At 42.6% G+C, this 23,202-nt stretch carries 38 protein-coding genes; 36 read left to right on the top strand and 2 right to left on the bottom strand.

Annotated elements, in window-relative coordinates:
- Positions 1-10: 10 nt before the first annotated feature.
- Positions 11-412, bottom strand: a complete 402-nt coding sequence (locus MSG36_RS11580) for a YkgJ family cysteine cluster protein (RefSeq protein ID WP_017065706.1) — start codon at positions 410-412, stop codon at positions 11-13.
- Between the two features lie 209 nt (positions 413-621).
- On the opposite strand from MSG36_RS11580, the gene MSG36_RS11575 reads away from it, so the two are divergent.
- The 32 genes from MSG36_RS11575 to MSG36_RS11425 all read left to right on the top strand — a co-directional run bounded on the left by MSG36_RS11575 (position 622) and on the right by MSG36_RS11425 (position 18,936).
- Complete coding sequence (locus tag MSG36_RS11575; protein ID WP_017059212.1) at positions 622-783, top strand: hypothetical protein; 162 nt, start codon at positions 622-624, stop codon at positions 781-783.
- Complete coding sequence (locus MSG36_RS11570) at positions 765-1,481, top strand: pseudouridine synthase (protein WP_348983446.1); 717 nt, start codon at positions 765-767, stop codon at positions 1,479-1,481. The genes MSG36_RS11575 and MSG36_RS11570 overlap by 19 nt, the downstream gene beginning before the upstream one ends.
- A 65-nt stretch (positions 1,482-1,546) precedes the next feature.
- Complete coding sequence (locus MSG36_RS11565; RefSeq protein WP_017059214.1) at positions 1,547-1,921, top strand: VOC family protein; 375 nt, start codon at positions 1,547-1,549, stop codon at positions 1,919-1,921.
- A 96-nt stretch (positions 1,922-2,017) separates the two neighbouring features.
- Positions 2,018-2,626, top strand: coding sequence for a sugar O-acetyltransferase (locus MSG36_RS11560; RefSeq protein ID WP_248367916.1), 609 nt, complete (start codon positions 2,018-2,020; stop codon positions 2,624-2,626).
- 218 nt (positions 2,627-2,844) lie between these two features.
- Entirely contained in the window at positions 2,845-3,423 is a 579-nt protein-coding gene (locus tag MSG36_RS11555; protein WP_122081498.1) for a class I SAM-dependent methyltransferase, read from the top strand.
- A gap of 131 nt (positions 3,424-3,554) precedes the next feature.
- Positions 3,555-3,905 carry a hypothetical protein gene (locus MSG36_RS11550; RefSeq protein WP_122081855.1) on the top strand — a complete coding sequence of 117 codons (351 nt, stop codon included), beginning with the start codon at positions 3,555-3,557 and terminating at the stop codon, positions 3,903-3,905.
- Between the two features lie 238 nt (positions 3,906-4,143).
- Positions 4,144-4,278, top strand: a complete 135-nt coding sequence (locus MSG36_RS23860; protein ID WP_086049349.1) for a hypothetical protein — start codon at positions 4,144-4,146, stop codon at positions 4,276-4,278.
- Positions 4,279-4,355: 77 nt separating this feature from the next.
- Positions 4,356-4,769 (top strand): GFA family protein, encoded by a 414-nt coding sequence (locus MSG36_RS11545; RefSeq protein ID WP_017057358.1) that lies wholly within the window; start codon positions 4,356-4,358, stop codon positions 4,767-4,769.
- Positions 4,770-4,771: 2 nt separating this feature from the next.
- Positions 4,772-5,404, top strand: a complete 633-nt coding sequence (locus MSG36_RS11540; protein WP_122081499.1) for an RraA family protein — start codon at positions 4,772-4,774, stop codon at positions 5,402-5,404.
- A 62-nt stretch (positions 5,405-5,466) separates the two neighbouring features.
- Positions 5,467-5,955 carry a GNAT family N-acetyltransferase gene (locus tag MSG36_RS11535; protein ID WP_248367914.1) on the top strand — a complete coding sequence of 163 codons (489 nt, stop codon included), beginning with the start codon at positions 5,467-5,469 and terminating at the stop codon, positions 5,953-5,955.
- Positions 5,956-5,973: 18 nt separating this feature from the next.
- Positions 5,974-6,819 (top strand): MBL fold metallo-hydrolase, encoded by an 846-nt coding sequence (locus MSG36_RS11530; RefSeq protein ID WP_050649979.1) that lies wholly within the window; start codon positions 5,974-5,976, stop codon positions 6,817-6,819.
- A gap of 123 nt (positions 6,820-6,942) precedes the next feature.
- Positions 6,943-7,284, top strand: coding sequence for a hypothetical protein (locus tag MSG36_RS11525; RefSeq protein WP_017078746.1), 342 nt, complete (start codon positions 6,943-6,945; stop codon positions 7,282-7,284).
- 112 nt (positions 7,285-7,396) lie between these two features.
- Entirely contained in the window at positions 7,397-7,984 is a 588-nt protein-coding gene (locus tag MSG36_RS11520; protein WP_050649978.1) for a cold shock and DUF1294 domain-containing protein, read from the top strand.
- Between the two features lie 254 nt (positions 7,985-8,238).
- Positions 8,239-8,655: an NUDIX hydrolase gene (locus MSG36_RS11515; RefSeq protein WP_248367911.1), complete on the top strand. Its 417-nt coding sequence runs from the start codon at positions 8,239-8,241 to the stop codon at positions 8,653-8,655.
- A 25-nt stretch (positions 8,656-8,680) separates the two neighbouring features.
- Positions 8,681-9,109, top strand: a complete 429-nt coding sequence (locus MSG36_RS11510) for an NUDIX pyrophosphatase (RefSeq protein ID WP_248367908.1) — start codon at positions 8,681-8,683, stop codon at positions 9,107-9,109.
- 144 nt (positions 9,110-9,253) lie between these two features.
- The gene (locus tag MSG36_RS11505) at positions 9,254-10,171 is read left to right on the top strand and encodes a class I SAM-dependent methyltransferase (RefSeq protein WP_248367907.1); all 918 of its coding nucleotides are present in this window, start codon (positions 9,254-9,256) and stop codon (positions 10,169-10,171) included.
- 161 nt (positions 10,172-10,332) lie between these two features.
- Positions 10,333-10,710: a VOC family protein gene (locus MSG36_RS11500; protein ID WP_048611186.1), complete on the top strand. Its 378-nt coding sequence runs from the start codon at positions 10,333-10,335 to the stop codon at positions 10,708-10,710.
- A 43-nt stretch (positions 10,711-10,753) separates the two neighbouring features.
- Positions 10,754-11,161, top strand: a complete 408-nt coding sequence (locus tag MSG36_RS11495; protein ID WP_248367905.1) for a VOC family protein — start codon at positions 10,754-10,756, stop codon at positions 11,159-11,161.
- 151 nt (positions 11,162-11,312) lie between these two features.
- A complete protein-coding gene (locus MSG36_RS11490; protein ID WP_086969954.1) occupies positions 11,313-11,744 on the top strand; it encodes a DUF2000 domain-containing protein in 432 nt (143 codons plus the stop codon).
- Between the two features lie 80 nt (positions 11,745-11,824).
- Positions 11,825-12,244 (top strand): GNAT family N-acetyltransferase, encoded by a 420-nt coding sequence (locus MSG36_RS11485; protein ID WP_086969952.1) that lies wholly within the window; start codon positions 11,825-11,827, stop codon positions 12,242-12,244.
- A gap of 34 nt (positions 12,245-12,278) precedes the next feature.
- Positions 12,279-12,713, top strand: coding sequence for a GNAT family N-acetyltransferase (locus tag MSG36_RS11480; protein WP_065681852.1), 435 nt, complete (start codon positions 12,279-12,281; stop codon positions 12,711-12,713).
- Between the two features lie 89 nt (positions 12,714-12,802).
- Complete coding sequence (locus tag MSG36_RS11475) at positions 12,803-13,159, top strand: hypothetical protein (RefSeq protein WP_248367904.1); 357 nt, start codon at positions 12,803-12,805, stop codon at positions 13,157-13,159.
- Between the two features lie 36 nt (positions 13,160-13,195).
- Positions 13,196-13,666 carry a GNAT family N-acetyltransferase gene (locus MSG36_RS11470; protein ID WP_248367902.1) on the top strand — a complete coding sequence of 157 codons (471 nt, stop codon included), beginning with the start codon at positions 13,196-13,198 and terminating at the stop codon, positions 13,664-13,666.
- A gap of 88 nt (positions 13,667-13,754) precedes the next feature.
- Positions 13,755-14,099, top strand: a complete 345-nt coding sequence (locus MSG36_RS11465; protein ID WP_248367900.1) for a hydroxylase — start codon at positions 13,755-13,757, stop codon at positions 14,097-14,099.
- A gap of 119 nt (positions 14,100-14,218) precedes the next feature.
- Positions 14,219-14,635 carry a VOC family protein gene (locus MSG36_RS11460; RefSeq protein WP_248367898.1) on the top strand — a complete coding sequence of 139 codons (417 nt, stop codon included), beginning with the start codon at positions 14,219-14,221 and terminating at the stop codon, positions 14,633-14,635.
- Between the two features lie 52 nt (positions 14,636-14,687).
- The gene (locus tag MSG36_RS11455) at positions 14,688-15,107 is read left to right on the top strand and encodes a GNAT family N-acetyltransferase (RefSeq protein WP_248367895.1); all 420 of its coding nucleotides are present in this window, start codon (positions 14,688-14,690) and stop codon (positions 15,105-15,107) included.
- Positions 15,108-15,180: 73 nt separating this feature from the next.
- Positions 15,181-15,639, top strand: a complete 459-nt coding sequence (locus MSG36_RS11450) for a GNAT family N-acetyltransferase (protein ID WP_248367892.1) — start codon at positions 15,181-15,183, stop codon at positions 15,637-15,639.
- Positions 15,640-15,655: 16 nt separating this feature from the next.
- Positions 15,656-16,237 (top strand): HD domain-containing protein, encoded by a 582-nt coding sequence (locus MSG36_RS11445; RefSeq protein ID WP_248367890.1) that lies wholly within the window; start codon positions 15,656-15,658, stop codon positions 16,235-16,237.
- A 122-nt stretch (positions 16,238-16,359) separates the two neighbouring features.
- On the top strand, positions 16,360-16,752 hold the full coding sequence (locus MSG36_RS11440) for a hypothetical protein (RefSeq protein ID WP_017104339.1): 393 nt from the start codon (positions 16,360-16,362) through the stop codon (positions 16,750-16,752).
- A gap of 177 nt (positions 16,753-16,929) precedes the next feature.
- A complete protein-coding gene (locus MSG36_RS11435; RefSeq protein WP_019823513.1) occupies positions 16,930-17,187 on the top strand; it encodes a hypothetical protein in 258 nt (85 codons plus the stop codon).
- A 122-nt stretch (positions 17,188-17,309) separates the two neighbouring features.
- Positions 17,310-18,314 carry a S66 peptidase family protein gene (locus MSG36_RS11430; protein ID WP_086969936.1) on the top strand — a complete coding sequence of 335 codons (1,005 nt, stop codon included), beginning with the start codon at positions 17,310-17,312 and terminating at the stop codon, positions 18,312-18,314.
- 151 nt (positions 18,315-18,465) lie between these two features.
- Positions 18,466-18,936, top strand: coding sequence for a DUF302 domain-containing protein (locus MSG36_RS11425; protein ID WP_048611159.1), 471 nt, complete (start codon positions 18,466-18,468; stop codon positions 18,934-18,936).
- Between the two features lie 152 nt (positions 18,937-19,088).
- Here MSG36_RS11425 and MSG36_RS11420 read toward each other — a convergent pair whose 3' ends face one another.
- Positions 19,089-20,048, bottom strand: coding sequence for an NAD(P)H-dependent oxidoreductase (locus tag MSG36_RS11420; RefSeq protein ID WP_248367888.1), 960 nt, complete (start codon positions 20,046-20,048; stop codon positions 19,089-19,091).
- Between the two features lie 149 nt (positions 20,049-20,197).
- On the opposite strand from MSG36_RS11420, the gene MSG36_RS11415 reads away from it, so the two are divergent.
- From MSG36_RS11415 to MSG36_RS11400, 4 genes are all read left to right on the top strand, one after another.
- Positions 20,198-21,097 (top strand): LysR family transcriptional regulator, encoded by a 900-nt coding sequence (locus tag MSG36_RS11415; RefSeq protein ID WP_086969932.1) that lies wholly within the window; start codon positions 20,198-20,200, stop codon positions 21,095-21,097.
- A gap of 128 nt (positions 21,098-21,225) precedes the next feature.
- Positions 21,226-21,450 (top strand): hypothetical protein, encoded by a 225-nt coding sequence (locus MSG36_RS11410; protein WP_050621382.1) that lies wholly within the window; start codon positions 21,226-21,228, stop codon positions 21,448-21,450.
- A 138-nt stretch (positions 21,451-21,588) separates the two neighbouring features.
- Positions 21,589-22,617, top strand: coding sequence for a radical SAM protein (locus tag MSG36_RS11405; protein ID WP_050646670.1), 1,029 nt, complete (start codon positions 21,589-21,591; stop codon positions 22,615-22,617).
- A 17-nt stretch (positions 22,618-22,634) separates the two neighbouring features.
- Entirely contained in the window at positions 22,635-23,189 is a 555-nt protein-coding gene (locus tag MSG36_RS11400; protein ID WP_248367885.1) for a DUF1349 domain-containing protein, read from the top strand.
- The last annotated feature ends 13 nt before the right edge of the window (positions 23,190-23,202 follow it).

Raw genomic sequence — 23,202 nt, 5'->3', positions numbered from 1 at the left:
AGATCATCGCTTACGAATAGCTTGAAGGGCGGCTGTCTTTCATCAACAGGTCGAGTTTCCTTTGAGCTTTCTTCGTGTCTTGTAAATCCACCACCTCAATCATTTCACACTCATCTCGTACCATCTCATTAATTAGGCTTGGGTAATGTCGGCAATCTTCTGGTCGGTCTAAGTAAATACTGCATGTGTACTTGGCTTGAGCCTTGGTGTCTTTCGTCGGAACCAGCTCCAGAAAAGGGCAGCGAGTTAAACGTTCGCCAGATTCCGGGTCAAACCATATCTCGCTTCCTCGAACATATTCAAAGATATCTGGGTTGAACAGCTCCCACAAATCGATCTCTTCTTGAGTCGCGGCAAGGTCGCCATCTCCGTATTTGATACAGCATTTTCCGCATTGATTACAATCTTTCATTATCGACTTCATTGGTTGGTGAGCTTTTATCATTTTACCACTGATAGGCGTGGCACGTTGACTTTGTTGTCCATGGTTAAGCCGTTACGGCGCGGGAACTTGGAATAGCGGTACTTAAAATCAATTTATCTATGAACCACCACTCCAATCAAAGATGTAAACAGTGATACAATTTGCGCCTCTCACGTTATTTAAGCAAAGGCATCAAAATGAGAACCGTATACACCACCGAAGGCAACATTAACGCAAAGAAACAAAAAGAGGCTTACCCAAAGCTCGCTTTATGTGACAAGTGCGTTGGTGACTATGTGGTTATCGAGCAAGGTGAACGAACTTACAAGCCTTGTGCTAAATGTGGTGCCGACGATTAATGCGCCTTGATAAATACCTATGTAAAAGCACTGACCTAACCAAACCTGAAGCGATTGAACGCATCCATAATGGCGAGGTGAACGTAAACAGTGAGGCTGTGACCGATGAATCGACTCAGGTTCATGAAAGCAACAGCATCTTGTTAAATGGCACGCCTCTTAAATTGCGTGAATTTCAATACCTCTTAATGCACAAGCCTGCGGGTACTATCTGCTCCAATATCGATGAAGTTTATCCTTCACTGTTTAACTACATTGAGATAGACAAAGCATCAGAACTGCACATTGCAGGGCGCTTAGATGCCGACACCACAGGCTTAGTCTTGATTACCGATGATGGGCGATGGTCATTCAACATCACGCTGCCAACCAAGTCATGTAAGAAGGTGTACCGCGTGACATTGTCACGAGATATCAAAGACGATGTCGCTGACAAATTCAAAGCGGGTATTCAATTGCAAGGCGAGCAAAAACTGACGCGTCCGGCAGAGCTCGAAGTGATTACCAGTAAAGAAGTGCTGTTGACCATTACAGAAGGCAAGTTTCATCAAGTAAAACGAATGTTTGCTGCGGTAGGGAATCGAGTTGTTGGCCTACACCGTGAACAGATTGGTGACGTTCGTTTGGATGTTGAAGCAGGCCAGTGGCGTTATCTAACTAAAGCCGAAGTTGACTCATTTCAGCAAGACTCTGAATAAACGCTGTAACCACTTAAAGCGTTAAGCGTGTCAGCACAAGAATATCAGCACTATAAGGATGTAGGATGGAAAACCTCAAAGTCTCAGAAATTAAGTCTTTCGTACCCGCGAAAGACTTCGATTTATCTAAGCGTTTTTACCAGTCAATCGGTTTCGAAGTGATGTCTGAATTTCACGATATCGCCTATCTACGACACGGCAGTTGTGCCTTCCTTCTTCAAAACTTTTATGAACCTGCGCACTGTCACAATTACATGATGCACTTGCTGGTTGAAGACGTAAAAAGTTGGTATCAACACATCCAAAACTCTAATGTAGTGTCGGAATTTGAAGTTACCGTTTCCGAGGTTGTTGAACAGCCATGGGGAATGCTTGAGTTTTGTATCACTGACCCAAGTGGTGTGCTGTGGCGTGTGGCTGAAAACATTAGGCCGCGTTAATTCATCCAACTTGCATTAAGGCCAGTGAAAACTTCGAATTATCCATCTTTTTCTTTATTTATGCCGACATAAGGCAATGATCAAATAGGTTCAAACATGGATATAAAGGCTAAAATGCACAGCCAAGACGTTTACTACTGTGACGACGTTGATTTGGTTGCTGAGCAAACTCAATGCTTAGAAGTGCTATACGATTTCAATCACACTCGCCCGAGCGAAGGTGATAAACGACAGCAGATCATGAAGCAGTTGTTCGCCGAAGTCGGTGAGGGCTGCTACATTGAACCACCGTTACATGCGAACTGGGGGCGTCACACGCACCTAGGCAACAACGTATACGTGAACTTCAATCTAACTCTGGTCGACGACACAGACGTATTCATCGGCGACAACGTGATGATTGCGCCTAACGTGACCATCGCCACTGGCACACATCCCATCAGCCCAGATCTCAGGCTAAAAGCAGCGCAGTTCAATGTTCCCGTTCGAATTGGTAACAACGTATGGCTTGGCGCGCACACCGTCGTACTTCCCGGTGTCACCATTGGTGAAAACTCAGTAATAGGCGCAGGCAGCATCGTCACCAAAGACATCCCAGCTAATGTCGTCGCAGTCGGTAATCCATGCCGTGTGGTACGCGAAATCAACGAACGCGATCGAGAGTATTACCACAAAGATCGCCGCATTCCCGATGAATTAAAGTAAGCGACTTTTCGCAGTATTGTGAGGGTCTCACGGCACGTCATGCTATACAGAAAAATTCTACATTTTCCACATAGCTGAAATTAGCTGTGACATAAGCCATTGTTATGCAATGGCTTAGTTGCATATTGCTTGCCTATCTTAGAAACTAGACAAAATTATTCTGGAGTTAAGTGCAGAATTTTTCTGTCTGATAGCTGTTAGGCTACAAGGAAAAGTATATGAACGAAACAGTGGAAGTTTATCCAAAACAATATGGAGCAATATTGAAAGCTACGCATGCAATTGGTTTCCCTCAACTATCAGAGCTACCGATAGGTGCGTTTTTAGCAGCTTTAGCGGCAAGTAAGCAATCGGGGTGTTTGTTAGAACTAGGGACTGGTACTGGTCTATGTACGTCATGGATATTGCATGGAATGTCAGCAGATTCCAAATTAACAACGGTGGATAATTCGTTAGAAAACATTGATATAGCTCGTCGTTATCTTGGGGCAGATCCGCGAATTGATATTGTTTTATCGAATGGTGAAGATGTTATCGATCGAACCCTTCCATTGTCGGTTGACTTGATATTTGCTGATACCTGGCCAGGTAAATACCACTACCTAGATGAGGCGCTAGCTTGTCTTAAAATTGGTGGCTTCTATATCATAGATGATATGCAAATTCGTTCGGATTGGTCAGAAGAGCATAATGAAAACGTACGTGAGTTGATAGAGAACTTATCACAGCGAGATGATCTTGTTGTTGCAAAGCTTTGTTGGTCAACAGGCATAGTTATGTGCGTGAAAGTTGCCTAACAAATTGTTCAAGCAGACAGCTAACAGTCGGCGGCTTTGGTTCGATTGCGTCTTGTGATTACGGTAATCTTGTTTGTGTGCTGTGATAGTTAGGTGCTACTTAACAATGCTTCATGTTCTTGGAGGGGATTTTGCTCGATTTGTTTAAAAAAGTGGTTCTAATTAACCTCTCTGCTGTACTTGTGGTTATAGCTCTAGCCCAGTTTGTTCCCTTCTTCGCGACTACTCAGTTGATCGACTTCTTGTTCTTTGTTGTCATCGTTATATGGGTTTTAGCGAAACTAATGTGGGAAGGCGGCATCCATAGTAAGACAACTCGGTTAGATGATCCGAGTACAGATAAGGTCTACAAAATGGTAGAAGGGCATGATTTCGAAAAAGAGCAACACGAGCACTATCGAATGAACTATCAGACAGGTTTGGTTTTCTTTATAGCTGGTCTACCTGCATTTATTACTTGTTTAGTTCTTCAATTTCTTTGAGTACGAACATAATAGTAATTTTAATAAGATTCTCAACACTTGGCATTTTTACTGTGCGTTGCGCTTAGTGTTTAAGGAGGTATTACGTTGCTCACCACATAAGCGGGCATCATACCCCTGTAATTCTTCCTGAATGAAAGTAACTACCCATATCGAGTCTTAATAGTTTGTTTAGGTTCACGGTGCCTTTCTTAACCATTTGCTAGAGTGGCATTTCAATGAGCATGGAGGTTTTATAATGGGTACTGTAATCGGTTTGGTGATTCTAGTTGCGATAGATTGGTATCTTGTTCGTAAAACAGGGCTTCATATTCATAAATGGATTTCTAAAAAGTATGCCGCGTATCTGTCGGAGAAGGGAAACAAAAAATAGCCTTTCTTATTAAGTCATCGGTATAAAAAGCGTTATCCGTTATTGATTTTACACACATTACAAAGATTGGAGGATTCATGAAAGGTAAAGGAAAGTGCCTATGCGGCTCGGTTGAGTTGGAAGTAGAGTACGCTAGTAATGAATTGGGGGCTTGTCATTGTAGTATGTGTAGAAATTGGTCTGGCGGTCCGATGTTAGTCATTGATTGCGCTGATTCCGTTAAAATATCAGGTGAATCGAATGTTGTGAGATATAAGTCATCAGATTGGGCAGAGAGGGGGTTCTGCGGTAAATGTGGCACTCACTTGTTTTACTTTTTGGTGCCAAATAATCAGTACCACCTTCCTGTTGGTTTATTGATGTCTGGAGATGATTACAAGTTAACTCATCAGATATTCATCGATGAAAAGCCCGAATACTACGAATTTAAAAATGAAACGCACAATATGACTGGCGCAGAAGTATTTGCCCACTTTGAAAGTGGAGAGTAAATATGAAGTCAGATTTTTCTAAATTAGCGACAACCGAGTATGGAAACATACTAAGTAACGACCACTTTATTAACTTTAGTATTGGTCCTCTTTGGCAAGGAATACCGCGAATTTGTGGAGAAGCGTTTACTGTCCAGTTAACGCCTGGTGATAATTTAATGCTTCATTCAGCGATATACGAAGCACCAGAAGGTTCCATCATTGTAGTAGATGGCGTTGATAGCGAATATGCTGTAGCCGGCGGTAATGTATGTGCAGTCGCTAAGAGTCGAGGTATCAAAGGCTTTATTATTGATGGTGTCATTCGAGATTTGGGTGAAATTTCAGATATGAAGTTTCCAGTTTTTGCGAAAGGTGTTCATCCTGTACCGGGAAAGAAAGAGGTCTATTCTAAACTGGGCGCTCCAATCACTTGCGGGGGAGCAAAGGTCTCTACGGGAGATATCATTGTTGCTGATGTAGAAGGTATTGTCGTTATTCCTAAATCCAGAAAAGACGAAGTGTTTTTAATGGCTTCACAGAAAGCGAGTAAAGAGGCGTCATTAACACTCGCTGAGTGGGAAATAAACCACAGGGCCAAAATAGCCCAAGCAATAACGTCTGCGAAACAAAAATCTGAAAGCACTTTAAGCTGATTCGCAATGCGAGGCATATTTATCTATTAACAAGCGTTAGACAATAACGAATAAATTCACCCGTGGAGAAGATAGTGATCGTACGGACTGCGACGAAAGAAGACTCAAGAGTCTTGTTAGAGTTTATTGAACAAAAAGCTGACTTTGACCGAAGTATGAAAGGGTTTAGCGGTGAAATCTCGACAACTATAGAGAAAATCGAACGCACATTATTCGGTGATTACGCATTTGCCCATGCATTAATATTGGAACGGAATTGTGAGCCTTTTGGCTTCGCACTGTATCACTATCGATATTCATCCTTCAGTGGAGAGCCATCAATCTGGCTTGACGACCTATTGGTAACAGGAAATCAAAGATCAAAAGGGTATGGCCGTGAACTTATGTTGGCTTTAAAGTCACAAGCGGAGTCATCATCAGCCTCTCACATCTCATGGACGGCAAGTCCACATAATAAGAAAGCGCATGATTTCTACAAAAGGTTGGGTGCAGAGGTTGAGCGAATGGATGGTCAAAGACCTTATTTCCGTTGGGCAATGTGCGATTCGTGATCAGATAAAAAGAGAACTATGAAAATAACGACGCTGGTTGATAACTCTCGACTGGATAACAGGACAGACTTAGCTGTTGAGCGCGGGCTATCACTGCATATTGAAACCGAGAAGCTAAAGATCTTGTTCGATATGGGAAGTGGCGATACGTTTTGTCAAAACGCACCGTTACTGGGTATTGATATCAAAGATGTAGACCTCGCCGTTATATCACACAGACATCATGATCATTGTAATGGCACCGCTGATTTTGTTGCTCATAACTCTAAAGCCAAAGTGTTTCTGAAAAATTGCGAACAGAAAAGCTATCACTTCCGGGCTTTTGGTTTCAAAAGTGATGTCGGGATCAATAAGGATTTATTAGAAAACAGCAATGAGCGGTTAGTCTTCGTCAATCGTACGACCGAGATCGCTCCCAATGTCTTTGTTATTACTGATATTAGCGCGAAACACGAACAACCTAAGGGCAATAAATACCTATATACACAGTCGAAGAATCAACGAGAGCGTGACTTATTTGATCATGAATTACTGTTAGTGATTAAAGAGCCGGACGGTTTAGTTATATTTACCGGTTGTGCGCATAGTGGCGTTCTCAATATGGTTGATACAGCCGTTACTTTGTTCCCAGGAGAGAGAATAAAAGCCGTTGTCGGGGGCTTCCATCTAGTAGGGTTACCATTGTTTAATAGTATTGGTGGCACAAAGCAAGACATTAGAGAGCTTGGATTGACGTTGTCTCAATACCCCATCGATAAACTTTATACAGGGCACTGCACAGGCAAGAAAGCTTATAGCCTGTTGAAAGAAGTATTAGGCGAGCGTCTGGAAGCAATGCCGACAGGTAGGCGTATTAATGTGTAGCGTAACTTGTTTTCTTCTCCAATACTATCAATCAGTAGTTTGAGTGTTTATACATCTCCTTGGCATATTTGATATGTTATTCGTTGCTATAATTGATTTGTATCCGAGGCTAGGACATGAATCATGAAAAAGTCAGAAGCAATGCAGCGAGCGAGAAGTATCTATGGTATTGACTTTCAAAATCGTAATACTCATTTTTCCAAGATTAACAAGGCTCTACCTGTTTGGTGGTTAGAGGTTTCATTGGACAAAATTGATGATAATCGGGTTAAGCAAATCTATTTTTTACTTGAAGATGGTGTGAATCTACATTTGCTCGATATTCCGACTGATTACTTACGTCAGCATAAGTCTGGTTTCTACATACGGCATGATAAGAATCACATGTGTTTCAAAATAGACATATCATCTTACCAAGAGCTTATGGGCTCTAAAAGAGAGTTAATGAAGCGCTTTAAAGTATAGTCGTCGCAAAGTATTTAAACACTCGGTGTTTTTGGTCTATTAGACCGCTATATGTTAAGAGGCATCGAGTGATGCTACGTTAACCCTTATAAGTCAGAGATTAGGACGTTTTATGATCAAAGGTCAGGTAATAGAGTGGAATGACTCTAAGGGTTACGGTTTCATTTCTTCTGTTGGTGGTGAATTGAAGGTGTTTTTCCATATTTCATCTGTCACAAATCGCGGTTACCGCCCTAAAGTACAAGACAGTGTTACCTTTGAAGTAACGGAAGATAATGAAGGGCGTCTAAAAGCTGAAAGTGTGATAGTTCAAGGTGCTAATGGCTTTCCTTTCACGGTCTTGTTCGGGTTTAGTTTTTTGGTAGCAGCGACCGCATCGGTCATAGTGTTCAATGGTGAGAAACTGCTGATCCCTTTATATATTGTATTGAGCATCTTTACGTATTTTATGTTCGCTTGGGATAAGCAAGCTGCACTGAGCGGGGATTGGAGAACGTCAGAGAAAACACTTCATATGCTTTCTCTCTTAGGTGGTTGGCCTGGCGCGCTACTAGCTCAATTTCAGCTACGACATAAATCAAGAAAGCAGCCTTTCAAATTCATACTTTGGGTTGCGATTTTATTAAATGTCTGCGGATTTCTTTGGTTGTTTACGGAACAAGGTAGGAATTTAGCGCTGGGAGTGCTTAACCTCTTTTAGTCATAATTTGTAGTTAGCTAACGGACCAAGGTTAATTGAGTCATCTTACTTTATAGATATTCTCGGACCTTCCAGCTTTAGAGCCGAGATACTTTAAAAATGCGAGTATCTGAAACGACTGAAACTCGCGCTATGTCTATCCTTTTTTATCCTATAGAGCTTGAACTTAGACGCTCTAGTGTGAATCGGTTTCATGTTTGTCTAATTATATTTTTCACGACGCAACACACGTTCCGTGAAACAAGGAGTTTTAAGTGAATCAGGAAGTAAGAGTAGGTGTCGCTGCGGTTATTCTACGTGAAGGGCGAGTGTTACTTGGAGAACGAATTGGTTCTCACGGCGCTCATACGTGGGCAACGCCGGGCGGACACCTTGAATGGGGTGAGAGCATTGAAGAGTGTGCCAAACGTGAAACACTTGAAGAGACTGGCCTTGTTGTTAGTGGATTTGAGAAGCTTTCTTTTACCAATGATATTTTTGAGAAAGAGAACAAGCACTATATAACGCTGTTTGTTGTTGCTTCTGACGTTAGCGGCGAACCACAGGTGACAGAGCCTGATAAATGTAAGCAATGGAAATGGTTTAAGCTAGATGAGTTACCTGAGCCATTGTTTCTTCCTCTGACGAATTTGCTTAACGATCCGGTCATCCTTGGCAAGTTAGCGCCGTAAACGTGAACGATTGAAGGGCATATAAATGAGAGCACCTTTTCAAGTTTCAGTCTTTCCCTATCAAATAGTCGACACCAAACCTCGGTTTTTAATCGCACGCAGAAGTGACAATGGTGTATGGCAGGCAATATCGGGTGGTGGCGAAGATGATGAATCAATTCTTGAAGCAGCAAAACGAGAGCTTTCTGAAGAAACTCAGTTAGTCGGTGATAACTGGCAGCAGCTTGATTCAATGTGCATGCTTCCAAAAGTCTTTTATGCTGGGAATTACAATTGGACTGAGCATCCATTCGTCATTCCTGAGCATTCCTTCTCAGTTAAAGTCACAGAAGATCCTGAACTATCAAGTGAACACACAGATTACCGTTGGTGTGATTACCGAGAAGCCAGTGAACTTCTAACATATGACTCAAACAGAAACGCGCTTTGGGAGATCAACGAAAGATTTCGCTGATAGCGCCCTTGTATAAAAACAAGATGCTTAACCTTTGGCACTTTGGAGCTAAGTCTGAGTTTATGCATCAAGATTTATGGTTTTAGGTTGGTGTCTTGTTTCCCATGACATAATACGGCGTAAGTTTTCATAGAAGGGGGCTTTATGAGTGATTCGATTTTTAGAAAAGACGGCACTGCCCAAGGTGTGGCAAAACAGCGTTATATCGAAACCTTGGCTAAACCTGATCAGCGCGTGATTAACGACCCTTATGCAAAACGGTTTGTTTTAGGCGCAAGTCTGATCAAACTCATGGGGCATAAGCTTAGCGTTTGGATAACTCAAAAGTTTGCCCCTGGTTTTCATGAGCACCTAATCTCTCGCACCCGATTCATGGATGATCTTGTCGAAAAGAATGCAGCGAGTGGTGCAGAGCAATACATCATATTAGGGGCTGGGTATGACTTGAGAGCTCATCGCCTTGAGCTACCATCTTCGTTGAAGGTTTTTGAAGTGGACCAGCCCGAAGTCCAAACTAGAAAACGCTCTAAACTGCCTAAAGATTTGCCTAACGCGAGCAATGTTACCTATGTCGGTGTCGATTTTAATCGCCAGTCACTCACAGAACAGCTCTTGGCGGCGGGGGTCGATCAATCGAAGCGCACGATCATTACCCTAGAAGGTGTTTCGCAATACATAAGCAAAGACGCGACAGCCTCGACCATTAAAGAGTTGTCTGAGCTTACGAAACAATCTGGTTCTACTTTCTTTATATCGTATGTCGATGAATCGCTAAAAAATGATCCTGAAGCTTGTTTTGGTAAAGGGTATCCCAAGGCGACGAAGCGAGCGGAAACCATTAAAAACTTATCCGCAAAGGTAGGTGAACCTTGGGTATCGTTCTTCAACGCTGAAGAGATCGAAACATTGTTGTCTGAAAATGGTTTTGCATTAACACAAAACAAGACATTGGCTGATCTGAATGATGAGTACTTTACCCCTGTCGGTAGAAGAATTCCTGAGCATCACATCTTCAAGCTAGAACACTTTGTTGTGGCAGAATCCAATACAACAGCGACCTAAATTGGCGAGTCGATTGAAGCCTGACAACGGTTGGTTACTTTCTTTGTGCTACACGTTGAGCCCTTGGCTTTACGTTTTAGTGGGTTGATATGTTTGGTTTTGCTTCAAAGAATAAGGGCGTTGAGATAATCTTTCTGCTCATCGAATCTTAAGGTAAGAATATGATTGACCACGTGACCGTCTCCGTAAGTGACTTAGAAAAAAGCCGAACATTCTATGAAGAGGCGTTTCGCCCACTTGGGTATAAAGTCGCCTTTGGAGAAAAGGGAAAGTTCTGGGCTTTTGATTTAGGAAAAGGCTTTTTATTTGAGATATGCAGTTCGAATGTAGAGGGGCCTTTAACGAGTTTCCACATTGCCTTTCGGGTCGCCAACCAACAACAAGTCCATGAGTTTTATGATGCTGCGCTGTTGGCCGGAGCTAAAGACAATGGTGCTCCAGGGCCCCGTCCACATTACACCGAAAATTATTACGCATGTTTTATTCATGACCCAGACGGACATAATATTGAAGCTGTTTTTGATAAGTGGGCATCCTGAACAGTTTTTCCATATTTCTAAGTGCACGTGCAAAGGATAAATCATGACGTTACGAGTAGTTCCGGAGCTTTATTGTTTCGATATTAATGTGAGCAAATCCTTCTTTGTCGATGTGTTAGGGTTTGAAGTGAAATACGAGCGCCCAGATGAGGAGTTTGCTTATCTAACGCTTGATGGTGTTGATGTGATGCTTGAAGGGATTGCGGGCAAAAGTCGAAAATGGCTTTCAGGTGATCTGGCGTTACCTTTAGGGCGTGGCGTAAACTTTCAATGGGATGTTATCGACATCGAACCTCTTTATCAGAAAGTAAATGAAAGCGCCGCTGATTCTATTTACTTAGCGTTAGAGTCGAAGTCTTATCAATGTGGTGATTCGATTGCGACTCAGAAGCAGTTCATCGTTCAAACTCCTGACGGTTATCTCTTTAGGTTCTGCCAAGATATTCATTAAATCATGACCTTGTGGTTTGATACCAAATACTGGTCTTTGCTCGGCACTATTGGATGGACTAAACGTATTAACTGAGTACTAAGGTTGCATTGCTCACGCCCCAGTAATGCGTTATACAAATAGTGCGATTAAGAATGAATGAGGATATGCAGTGAGCAATTTACCAGACGAAAGCCAAAAACGATTCATAGTGATTTTAAGCAAAAAGATGGATTTAGGAAGAACATTGAACGTGCTAGGGCACTTGAGCGTTGGCCTATCTAATCGATTAGAAAGTGAAGAGGCTTGCTACGTTGACTATGAAGATTTGGATGGCAATGTTCACCCTAATTTATCTCACTATCCTTTCATCGTGCTAAAAGCAGACAACTCAAATAAGCTTAGAAAAGTGCGCGAAGAAGCCTTCAGTCGCGGTATTAAATTTACTGATTTTACGAGCTCAATGATCGAAGGTGGTTCTGCTGAGCAGCAGCAACGAACCAAAGAAATCAAAGAAGAAGACCTTGAGTATCTTGGTGTATGCCTGTTTGGTGACACGGAGATTCTACGTGAGTTTACAAATAAGTTTAGCTTGTATAAGTAACTCACTTTAGTGGTTTAGCTATCTGCTAGTAAGTGCATCGAACATGTTACATAAGCCGTTAATCCAGAGATAGGAAGTCAATGGAATACCAATTAGATATCGAGCCCTCTGATGACGACATTAATGAAGTCAGAGGCGGGTTAATCAAATACAACACACCGTTTCTGGAAGGGATTCCCAAGTCTCAAGTTGCGTACTATGCGATGGACGAAGGCAACAAAGTCGGTGGCATTATCGCTGACCTTTGGGGAAACTGGTTACTGATTAAGTTCCTCTGGGTCGACGATTCGATGAGAGGAAAGCAAGTCGGCAGTGAGCTACTTGAGCGTATTGAAGAGTATGCACAGTCTCAAGGCTGTACGTCGTCATTGGTGGACACATTAAGTTTCCAAGCCAAACCTTTCTATGAGAAACGAGGGTATGAATGCCAGATGGTGTTAGAAAATTACCCTGTAGATTCCTCGCTATCGTTTCTCACCAAGTCGCTCGTCAAAAAATAGCGTATTAAGCGCCCGTATATACAAGGAGAGTAGAGTGGTCAACATTCGGGAAATGGCAATTTCAGACTACGACTCAGTGATCGCGTTGTGGTGCCAGACAGAAGGCATGAGTATTCGCGATGCCGATTCGAAAGAAAGTATTGGGAACTATTTAGATCGTAACCCCGGTCTGAGTTTTGTGGCTGAAAATAACAACGAGATCATTGGTGCTGTGTTGGTCGGAACGGATGGACGTCGTGGGTATTTACAACACTTAGCTGTCTCGGCCAACTTCAGAGGGCAAAAGTTAGGTTGTAAGCTTGTTGCAGAGGCGGTCAACGCCCTTGCAGGGTTAGGCATCCCGAAGACCCACTTGTTTGTCTATAACGACAACATCAACGCTCAACAGTTTTACGAAAAATTGGGCTGGTTTCCTCGAGATGAAGTTCGAATGTACTCGTTTAATAGCTCGGATAATAGTAACGTTTAGCCTTAAAGGTTCGCGCTGGCTGAGCTTGAATTTGTAACAGATTCGCGCCCATCTTTCCAATATCAAAACAATCCTTGGAGTATTTAGAAATGTTGTTTTCTAGTCTGTCTAAACCATCGGTTCATGGCTCCGAGTTATGTTCTGAGCTGCTCAATTTCTTCACCGAGCATAAGAGTGATTTCGAAGAAAAGTTAATCCCAGACCTGTCATACATCGATGATATGGCACATGCGGTGAACGGTATCAAAATCAAAGACGTTCTACACATCAATGCGAATCAATACCGACTTCAATATTCGTTTGATTGGGAGTTGTTTCTAGGTTGTTCAGATAGGAACGAAACCGGTGTAGAGAATGGAAGTGTTCTATTCACTCTTGAGGACGATAACGTTCTTAATATCAACTTCCCAAACTACGGTTCTCGAGACACTAGCGATGAGCTCTAGTCGGTTTTTCGTGCGTGTTATACAGAAGGAACAACAATGATAACTATCGAAAGGCTTGAAGAATCACATGTGGCGTTAGTTCAGGCCATCCAACTCGCCGATGAACAGGTTAAGTTCGCTGGCACAGCTGCAGAGTTTTTATTAGACGGCAGTGAAACCACGCACTTGCACGTGATTAAGTCTAATAAGGAAGTTGTTGGTTTCTTTAAGCTGGATATCGCTTACGCAGAGCACTACGAATTCTGCCCTGAAGGAAGAATTGGCTTAAGAGCTTTTGTGCTTGATAAAAACCAGCAAGGTAAAGGTTTAGGAACTGGCACGGTCAAAGCTTTGTTTCCATATTTAAAAGCGAATTACTCAGCGTATCAGTCGATTTACTTAACTGTGAATTGCAAAAATCCAGCAGCATTCAACTGTTATAAGAAAGGCGGCTTCGAAGACACCAATGAACAGTATCTAGGTGGTGCAGCAGGCCCGCAATTTATCATGCGCGGTCGAATTGCTTAGTAATATGAAACCGATTAATTGTTGATGGGACACTCCAGAACAGCTGTATGCAGGTTGAGAGTCTTAAAGAACACGAAAAGGAAATTTTATGAAGGTTCAATATCTTGAAGTGGTTACCCCAGAAGTCGATGTCGTTTGTGCAACATACGCTCAGCTCTACAACGTGAAGTTCAGTGGTGCAGATGTGAACCTTGGTTTGGCGCGCACTACAAAGCTATCTAATGGTGGGGTAATCGGCATTCGAGCACCGCTTCGTGAAACTGAAGAACCAACTGTTCGTCATTACACGCTGGTTGATGATATTCAGTCTGCAGTAAATGCCGCCGAGAAACTTGGCGCCGAAGTTGCGGTGCCGCCAATGGAGTTACCACGTCACGGGATGTGTGCCATTGTTATTCAAGGTGGCGTCGAACTCGGATTCTGGGAGTTATAGGTGATGCGTAGCTTTTAGATTGTGAAGGACGAGATACTACGATTTATGATGCGACACCTAGTGTCTTTGCTTGCTTCATGGCATCATTCCACGCAGCTAAAACCCCAACAAGGTATGTTATGAAACAGAATATTGTCCATATTGCACTCGTGGTAAAAGACTACGATGAAGCGCTTGATTTCTATGTCAACAAGCTTAAGTTTGATCTCATCGAAGACACGTATCTACCAGAAGAAGATAAGCGCTGGGTTGTTGTTGCTCCACCAAATTCAACCGGTGTGAGCCTATTACTTGCTAGAGCGTCCAAGCCTGAGCAACACGATTTCATCGGTAACCAAGCGGGTGGACGCGTATTCCTATTCTTAAACACCGATGATTTCTGGCGTGATTACGAACGCATGACGTCTTTGGGCATTCACTTTGTCCGAGAGCCTAAAGAGCAAGGCTACGGCACCGTTGCTGTGTTTGAAGATCTTTACGGTAACTTGTGGGATCTGCTTCAGTTAAACCCTGAACATCCTATGGCTAACAGGTAGAAAAGCTTAGCCCACAACCTTAATTCTAGTCATACGGATTGGCAGGAGCGACATGGAAGTCACAAGGTATCAACCCAAGTATTTAACCGCTTTACAGGCGCTCTATCTAGAATCAAGACAGGACACCTTTCATTGGGCTGATGCCGACGCTTTTAAGTTATCCGATTTCGAATTAGATACAGAAGGTGAAGAAATATGGGTCGCCGTTTCTGGCAATAAGGTTTTAGGTTTTGCCTCTATTTGGAAACCTGAAAGCTTCATCCATCACCTTTATGTTTGCCCGCTAACGCTACGTTCTGGGGCAGGCTCTGCTTTACTCAATATCTGCAAACAACATTACTCTGATCTGACATTGAAGTGTCTGACTGCTAATGAAAACGCCATTGGCTTTTATCAGTCTCAAGGCTTTGTTATCTCATCCACAAAAGGTGAGGGATTAGAGCGTTATCACTTAATGACTTACCAAGTTTAGTAATAACAATCATAACAATCACAATCTCTGCAATTACAACAAGGGTCATCAAGTCGGGAGTTAAACCGAGAATATGGAAATAAAACAGCTTTCAGCGACGGAGGTACTTCCGGTTAGGCATCAAGTGCTTTGGCCTGATAAACCGATGTCGTTTTGTGTGGTGCCAGATGACGAACAAGCAACGCATTACGGCGCGTTTATTGGTGCACAGCTGGTCTGTGTCGCGTCTATCTATATTCAAGGCAATGAAGCGAGATTGAGAAAGTTTGCCACGCTGCCTGAATTCCAAGGGCAGGGAATCGGTTCAAACGTGATAGAGCATGCAATCTCTAACCTCAAAGATTTAAACATCCAATATTTTTGGTGCGATGCGCGTACAACGGCTTTAGGTTTTTATCAAAAGTTTGGGATGGCTATAGAAGGCTCTGAATTTGAAAAATCGGGTGTTGCGTATTACAAAATGTCGGTTCATTGGGAGCAACGACCCTTTGTCGCTCTTTTAACCCTCCGCACCGCTAAATCATCAACTTAAGTTAAGGAAGCTCATCGTGGAAGAAATCAAAGGCATTCTCCAATTTATGGTCGAAATTGAACAATTAAAGGATGTTCATCGACAAACAAAACCAGTTGGATTGGACCGATATGAAAACTCGGCAGAGCACAGTTGGCACGTCTGTTTGAGCGCACTTATGTTGAAAGACTATGCCAATGAAGAAATCGATATTACCCGAGTAATGAAGATGCTGCTGATTCATGATCTTGGGGAAATCGATGCGGGAGACACCATCATTTATGCCAGTGAAACCGAAGAAAACAAACTCAAAGAGAGAAACTGCGTCGAGCGTTTGCTGAAATCATTACCGAGCCATTCAAGAAGCGAGTATTTGGATTTATGGCTTGAATTCGAAGCCGGTGAGTCACCGGAAGCTCGATTTGGTAAGGCGATCGATAGAGTGCCGCCTTTGCTTCATAACATTCATGGCGATGGTCACAGTTGGAAGAAGCACAACATATCCAAAGACAAAGTCCTGACCTTCAATGGCGAGCGTATTTCTAAAGGCAGTCGTGCTCTATGGCAAGAACTAGAAGTGCAACTTGAAGGTGCTGCGGACAAAAGGCTATTAAAGTAAAAGTTAACCATCTTGCCAAGGAATGGCAAACAAGTTTCAACCTAACAACGTTTAAATTAAACTTGTGAATTCATAATGTTACTCAAGAGTAGCAAGCTCATTGTTGAAGGAGTAAGAACCACATGAAAACCACTGCCTTAGCTGTATTGTTACTTGGCGTTTCCGGTTGTGTATTTGCAACCGATAACAATATTGAAGCTATCGATTACCAAGTGTCAGTCACTGTCGAGGATTCTGAATCAAAACTCAACTTTCCAACCTTTAAGTTCCACTCTTTCGGGCAGGAAGTCTCTTCTCAAACTGAAGAATGCATTTATTCGGGTGTTCTTTCTAAGCATGAAGCTAACGCTATTCTATTAGAGGCCAAAATGTCATGCGATTATGAAGATGGTGAGTCTAGCGGTGATATGCCGGTTTTTATTCTTGATAAAGAGGGTGGAGAAGTAAGTATAGAGCTTGGAGAAGATGAAGCAAACCTGTGGAAATACTCGGTTCTAATTAAAGCGCTTAACTAAATTTTGTCCTGCTATCAAACTCCCGCAATGCCAACTAAAGTAGATTCAAGATACATGGCACTTATCTAGTGTCTCATTTCTTTCTAATATAACTATAATGGACAACAATAAGTTCGAGAACCGACTGATAACTTGTTAGCATGTGTCAACTTTATAAATGTTAGTTGGCTTATATAAATGCTTGATAATAAGTATATTAAACACCCTTACCACTGTGAGCAGTGCAACGCACTTACCCCGCACCTTGCTGTTAACGCTTCCGATGCTCAATCTAAAGCGGACGCTGAATCTGAAAAGAAACAATGGAAGTTAGGCGTGTTGATGGAGTACCTGATGACATTATTGTTTAGAGGTGACCATAATGTTCCCGGTTTTTATGTCGACAGTGATTACGAATACCAGTGTGAGAAATGTGGGACTAAATCGTGGCATTAATTGGGTATGAAAATTTGATTCAACCTTAATTTTTGAGCGCTAATCCCGAAATCAACTCGCTTTAAGAATTAGTGAGTTTCAATCAGGCGTATTATTCCAACTTTGTTATGGAGGACAAACGAGTGATATACCCAAAAGCTTTAAATATCGGTGACAAAATCGGATTTTTCTCACCGTCATCGCCCGCAACTGTCTTTGCACCTAATCGATTTGCTCGTGCTAAACGTTATTTGGAAAAGCAGGGCTTCATTCTGGTTGAAGGTTCGTTAACTGGAGAATCAGAAGGGTATCGTTCTGGTTCCATTCAAGCGCGAACCGAAGAACTCAATCAGCTCATTCGAGATCCTGACGTGCGCTGCATTATGTCGACCATTGGTGGTAACAACAGCAACTCACTGTTGCCATACATCGATTATGACGCCCTTAGAAACGACCCTAAGATCATCGTCGGCTATTCAGATGCCACAGCATTACTGTTAGGCATCTACGCCAAAACTGGATTGGTGACTTTTTATGGCCCTGCACTTGTTGCGTCATTTGGTGAGTTCCCTCCGTTAGTCGACGAAACCTTCCAATCGTTTACTGACATCTTATGTTCGGATTCAAGCCAACATCAGTACACGATGCCTGAGAGTTGGACGGACATTAAACACGATTGGGAAACTCAAGATTCGGCAAAGCCAGTTTACAATAACGAATGGCATTTCATGGGAAGAGGTCAAGTAAGCGGTCGCGTGATTGGTGGCAATCTGAGTACGATGGCGGGGATTTGGGGCAGCGAATACATGCCAGAAATTCAGTCTGGCGATATTCTGCTTATTGAAGATTCGCTAAAAGGCATTGAAGCGGTCGAGCGTTCATTCGCACACTTATTGGCTTGCGGAGTATTTGATAAAGTAGGTGCGCTTGTGCTTGGCAAACATGAACTGTTTGATGACAAAGGGACAGGGCGAACACCACTCGATGTACTTCTTGAAGTGCTGAACAGTAAAAATGTCCCGATCCTGTATGGCTTCGACAGTTGCCACACCCATCCCATGCTAGTCACTCCACTAGGTGTGCAAGGTACTATTGATTTTGATGACCAGACATTCAAGCTTCAAAGCCAATGGTTAGCGTCGAGTTAACCTAAATTGATGATAATAAGACGCATTGGAAAAGTGATCCTCTCTGCAAACTGAGAATGGAAACGCGTCTATACTGACATGGGTTACGTCGCTGATTTTAGAAGTGGCGCTATGAATGTAAGTTTGACTAGGTTAAATCTCTGAGGTGACGATGAAAAAATTACTACCACTATGCGCCATTTTACTCTCGGCATCATTTTCAGCTGCGGCTTCTGATGGTTTGATTAAATACCAAAGTAATTACTCAGTGAAAGAGACCGCTGACCGCTTTGAAGAAATCGCCAAGAGCAAAGGTTTGACCTTGTTTGCGAGAATCGACCATCAGAAAAATGCGAGTAAGGTCGATCTTGAATTGAGACCAACGGAAGTCATCATCTTTGGTAACCCGAAAGTAGGGACGCCATTAATGCAATGTGCTCAAGAAGTCGCGATAGATTTACCGCAGAAGGTGTTAGTCACTGAAGACTCTAACAAGAAAGTATGGTTGTCTTACAACGATCCTAATTACTTGGTAGAGCGTCACGCGATCAATGGCTGTGACGAGGTAGTTAAGAAAGTATCGGGTGTACTAAGTAAGCTATCAGAAGCGACAGTGGCGAAAAAGAAAGCGAAAGCTAAATAGCTTGGTCACTAAGTTGCCAGTTAAGTAACTAAGTAATTACGTAGATAAGTATCTAGGTACTTAGACTAATACGCAAAGATCCAAAGGTGAGGAGAGCAGTTGAAACGAACTTGCTCTCCTCATCGCTTTATTAGGCTTTTGGCTTTTTAAAGCTACGACAATCCAACCACTTCATATTCATGAATTTTGACATTGTTAGTATCATCAACAGAGACCAACCAGGTTTCGTTTACTACCAACTCAATTGACTCGCCTTTCATTGAAGAATCAGGGAAGGTGTCTGCTTTTAGTCGAACATGCAGGCTAACTTGATACTGCGAACCAATAGGTTTGATCTCCAGTTGTTCGATACCATGAGAACAGTTTGGTTTGAAGGTGGAGCGAGCGATTGCATACCAATCTTTAAACCCAGCGTGACCAACAAATTGTCCTTCAGGCATATTGAATACAACGTTAGATGACAACGATTGAGTAAACATCGATTCTTGTGTTGGTAGCGTGTCTAACTGCTCGAACCAATTAGTGACGAACTTACGAACAAGTTCCTCGTCGGAATGAGTGACCTTACGAACCTCATCCATTAGACGCGAAGCATGTTGTTTAGCTCTTGCTTGTACGTCTTCTAACTTGTTATATACGTTAGGGATGTAAACCATACCGTGCGTGTATACCGGTGGGCGGTAGTTCATGCCCGCAAGATACGCCGTCTGCTGTAGGGGAAACATAAGCTGTTCAATCGTAAAGTGGTTATAGCTCAGTGGATCGTAGGACTCTTTCGGTCCGCCGATGGTAAAAGAGAGGAACAAATCTTTCCCTTTGAGTTTGTTACCTTCTGGCCCGTACGCAAAGTTAAAGGTCATCACATCGTCTAACCATTTCTTTAGTAATGCTGGCGCAGAGTACCAGTAGAACGGGAACTGCAACACGATCACATCCGCTTCAATCAATGCTGCTTGTTCTGCTTCAACATCAATTTTGTAGTCTGGGTAAAGTGTATCCAAGCGTCGAATTGAAACGTCTGCCATCTGTGTTTCTAAAGTGTCGATGATTAGCGTATTCGTGTATGACTCGGCAAGGTTAGGGTGACCTGAAATAACAAGGGTTTTACTCATGATTGCTGTCTCGTTCGCTTAATTGATGGAGCAATCATAAGCTCATTCTTTTGTTAGTTTTAGATGACTAATCCTTAAATAACTATTAGGCTGAAGCTAATAATACTGTGACAAGTGAAAGTAGCGATTGAAATGATGGGTAAGAAGCAATGAAAGGTGCAACATACAGTCAACTGACGATGTTCCATGCGATTGTGAGTGAAGGCTCAATCTCTGGTGCAGCAAGGCAGCTTGGAGTCGCACCACCGTCGGTGAGTCAGTCTCTGAAGGCGCTTGAAAGCGAACTTGGATTGCCTTTGTTTATTCGCACAACAAGAAGAGTTGAACTGACAGAAGCTGGTAGAACGTTGTATACAAGAACGGTGGATGCGATCAGTGATTTGAGTACCGCAATGGAGAGTGTTGCCGATCTAAGCCGCAACCCATCTGGTCATGTATCCATCACGGTCCCGCGCTTTGCTTATAAACAGTGGATAGAGCCTATCTATGCGGAATTCTGTTTACGCTACCCTGAGATTCAACTCGAGATCTCTATCTCTGATGCGACCGTTGATATATTGAAAAACGGCATTGATTTGGGGATCCGTTTTGGAGACAAAGTCGAAGAGGGCATGATAGCTAAGCCAATCACTCCAAGGCTAAAAGAAGCGCTGTTTACGTCACCGAGTTATGTAGAGATGCATGGTGCGCCCCAAAGTATCGAAGAACTGTCACAACACAAGTTGATTCAATATCGATTCATTACGTCTAACAAACTCGCTTTATTGCCACTGATGGATAACGGAAATACGGTTCATGTAAACGTAGAAACGGCGATGACGGTGAACGATACGGACATTATGGTGGATGCGGCAAAAAAAGGGCTTGGGATAGGTCGCTTACTAACGCCTATGGTGGAGAAAGAGTTTCAGTCTGGTGAGCTAGTACCGATTCTTGAACATTGTTGGAGTGATAATGTAGGGCTCTATTTGTATTTCCATCGCAATACACAAAAAGCCCGTCGTGTTCGTGTGTTGATTGATTTCTTATACGAAAAGCTAGTCGGATAATCGCTCTAACACGTTGCTTTAAGCGATATGACTTACTCATAACTTCATGAAAATATTTAGATTTAACTCTACGTGTGGCATATTTGCCATATGTTTAGTTTGTGCTTTGAGTTAAGGCGATAGATATTATGTATGGAAGTGAGAAGACGAGAGCGTTCTGCAGTAACTGTAAGGAACTGACACTGCACAAGTACACTATGTTCAGTAACCAAGCCGAAAAAGCGCCAAAACATGAAAAGAAGCCAGGGTTGCTTGGAATGATTTTATCGTCGCTATCTTCGAGTGGTGGAACTGGTGACTATAAATGTACAAAGTGTGGAACCAATTTACGTACACCAGACAACCTTGATTAGCCTTTAATCTACTTAATACTTCAACATTCTTCTGTTTCCATTATCCGTTTTTATTTGATAATAATTCAAATTGTACCGTGTTTTTCATTGAATGAACTTCCAGTAACCTATGCGAATAGTTAATTATTGGGTATTCAAATGACACAGTATCAGTTCCAACAAGGGCCTATTCGTCCACCTTCAGAAGCGGATAGCTTATTGATTCGTACCACCCAAGGTTGTCCTTGGAACAAATGTAAATTCTGTACGCTGTTTGAGGGGATGGAGTTTGCAATTCGTCCCGTTGAAGAGATTAAGAAAGATATTTGGGCTGCGAAAGCGTTCTATAAGAACCGTAAGTTTGAGACCTGTTTTCTGCAAGACGGTGATTCGTTCACTATGGATACCGAAGACTTGTTGGATGTGTTGAATACACTCAAACAAGCCTTCCCAGAGTTAAAGCAGATCAGCTCTTATGGACGAGCGCAAAGCATGACTAAGAAGTCGCCTGAAGAGATGAAAGCCATCTGTGATGCAGGACTCAACATGCTTTATTGCGGTATGGAGTCGGGGTCTATTGATGTTCTGAAACTGATGAAAAAAGGCATTACGCCGAAGTCTATTTTGAAATCGACCGAGTACGCGAAGCAAGCCGGTATGAAGATGATGACCTTCATTATCCTTGGCTTGGGTGGTAAAGAATATTCGGCGCAGCATGTTGAAGAAACGGCGGCCTTACTTAACCAAATCAACCCAGATGAAATACGCATTCTGTCGCTTGCTGTGAAGTCTGGAACCGAACTGGATGAACTGGTGCAGAATGGAGAGTTCACGCCACTTAGCGAACGTGAAATGCTTGAAGAACAATATCAACTGATCAGTAAACTAAACAGCGTGACGGGCAACTATGGTAACTATCACGGTATTAATTTGTTGATGGAACTGAACGGGCAGTTGCCACAGGATAAAGCGAAGTTCTTAGCGACAATAGACCGTTTCAATATGATGAGTGACAATGACCAGAATAACTTTATCTTGGGACGTCGCATTCATTACTACGCCGCATTGAAAGACATGGATAACCAACTTATGTACGATTCTGTACAAAGAGAGCTTAATCGCATTCAAAAGCAAAACGCTGATGAACTCGACAATGTGTTTTATCAACTCCGTCAACGCATGATCTAGCAGCAAGGACTAATAACATGAATAACCTCGTTAACTGGCAAATCAGAAATGAAAATCCTGAACATTGGTCTTTGGAAAACGGCGTGCTGACGATGCAAGTGCAAGAGGGCAATATCTTTGGTGCGGGTTCAGCTGGTGTTGATAATATCTTCGTTCATCGAGTATCTAGCTCGGATTACAGCACAGAAGTGACGGTTCAATTAGATCCAAACCGAGCATTTGAACAAGCTGGCTTAGGTATTTACTGGGATAACGACAACTACATTAAAGTGAGCAAAGAGATGTTCATGGGCGAGCGTTCATTGGTGTTCGTTGTAGAACAAAATGGTCAGCCACAAATCAAGGAACGTCTGTTGTTTAGTGAATCTAGTGTGTCGGTTAAGCTCGTCAAGCAAGGCGGAAAAGTCAGCGCTCATTTCCGCCCTTTAGAAAAACAACAATGGCAGGAAGTGATCACGTTTGATTCGTTAGTAGGCAGTGAACAGGGTGTGATGCTTTATACGTTCAGTGGCAGTAAGGCGACGCCTAATTTCGCCAAGTTTAGTGGCTTCAGTTTGTCTTACGCTGAATAAGCTTCCTTAGCGT

It is taken from the genome of Vibrio sp. 1CM8B (assembly GCF_023161685.1).
Classification (GTDB): domain Bacteria; phylum Pseudomonadota; class Gammaproteobacteria; order Enterobacterales; family Vibrionaceae; genus Vibrio; species Vibrio coralliirubri.
Note: the sequence above shows the minus strand (reverse complement) of the source record. Positions and strands in the feature narration are given on the sequence as shown.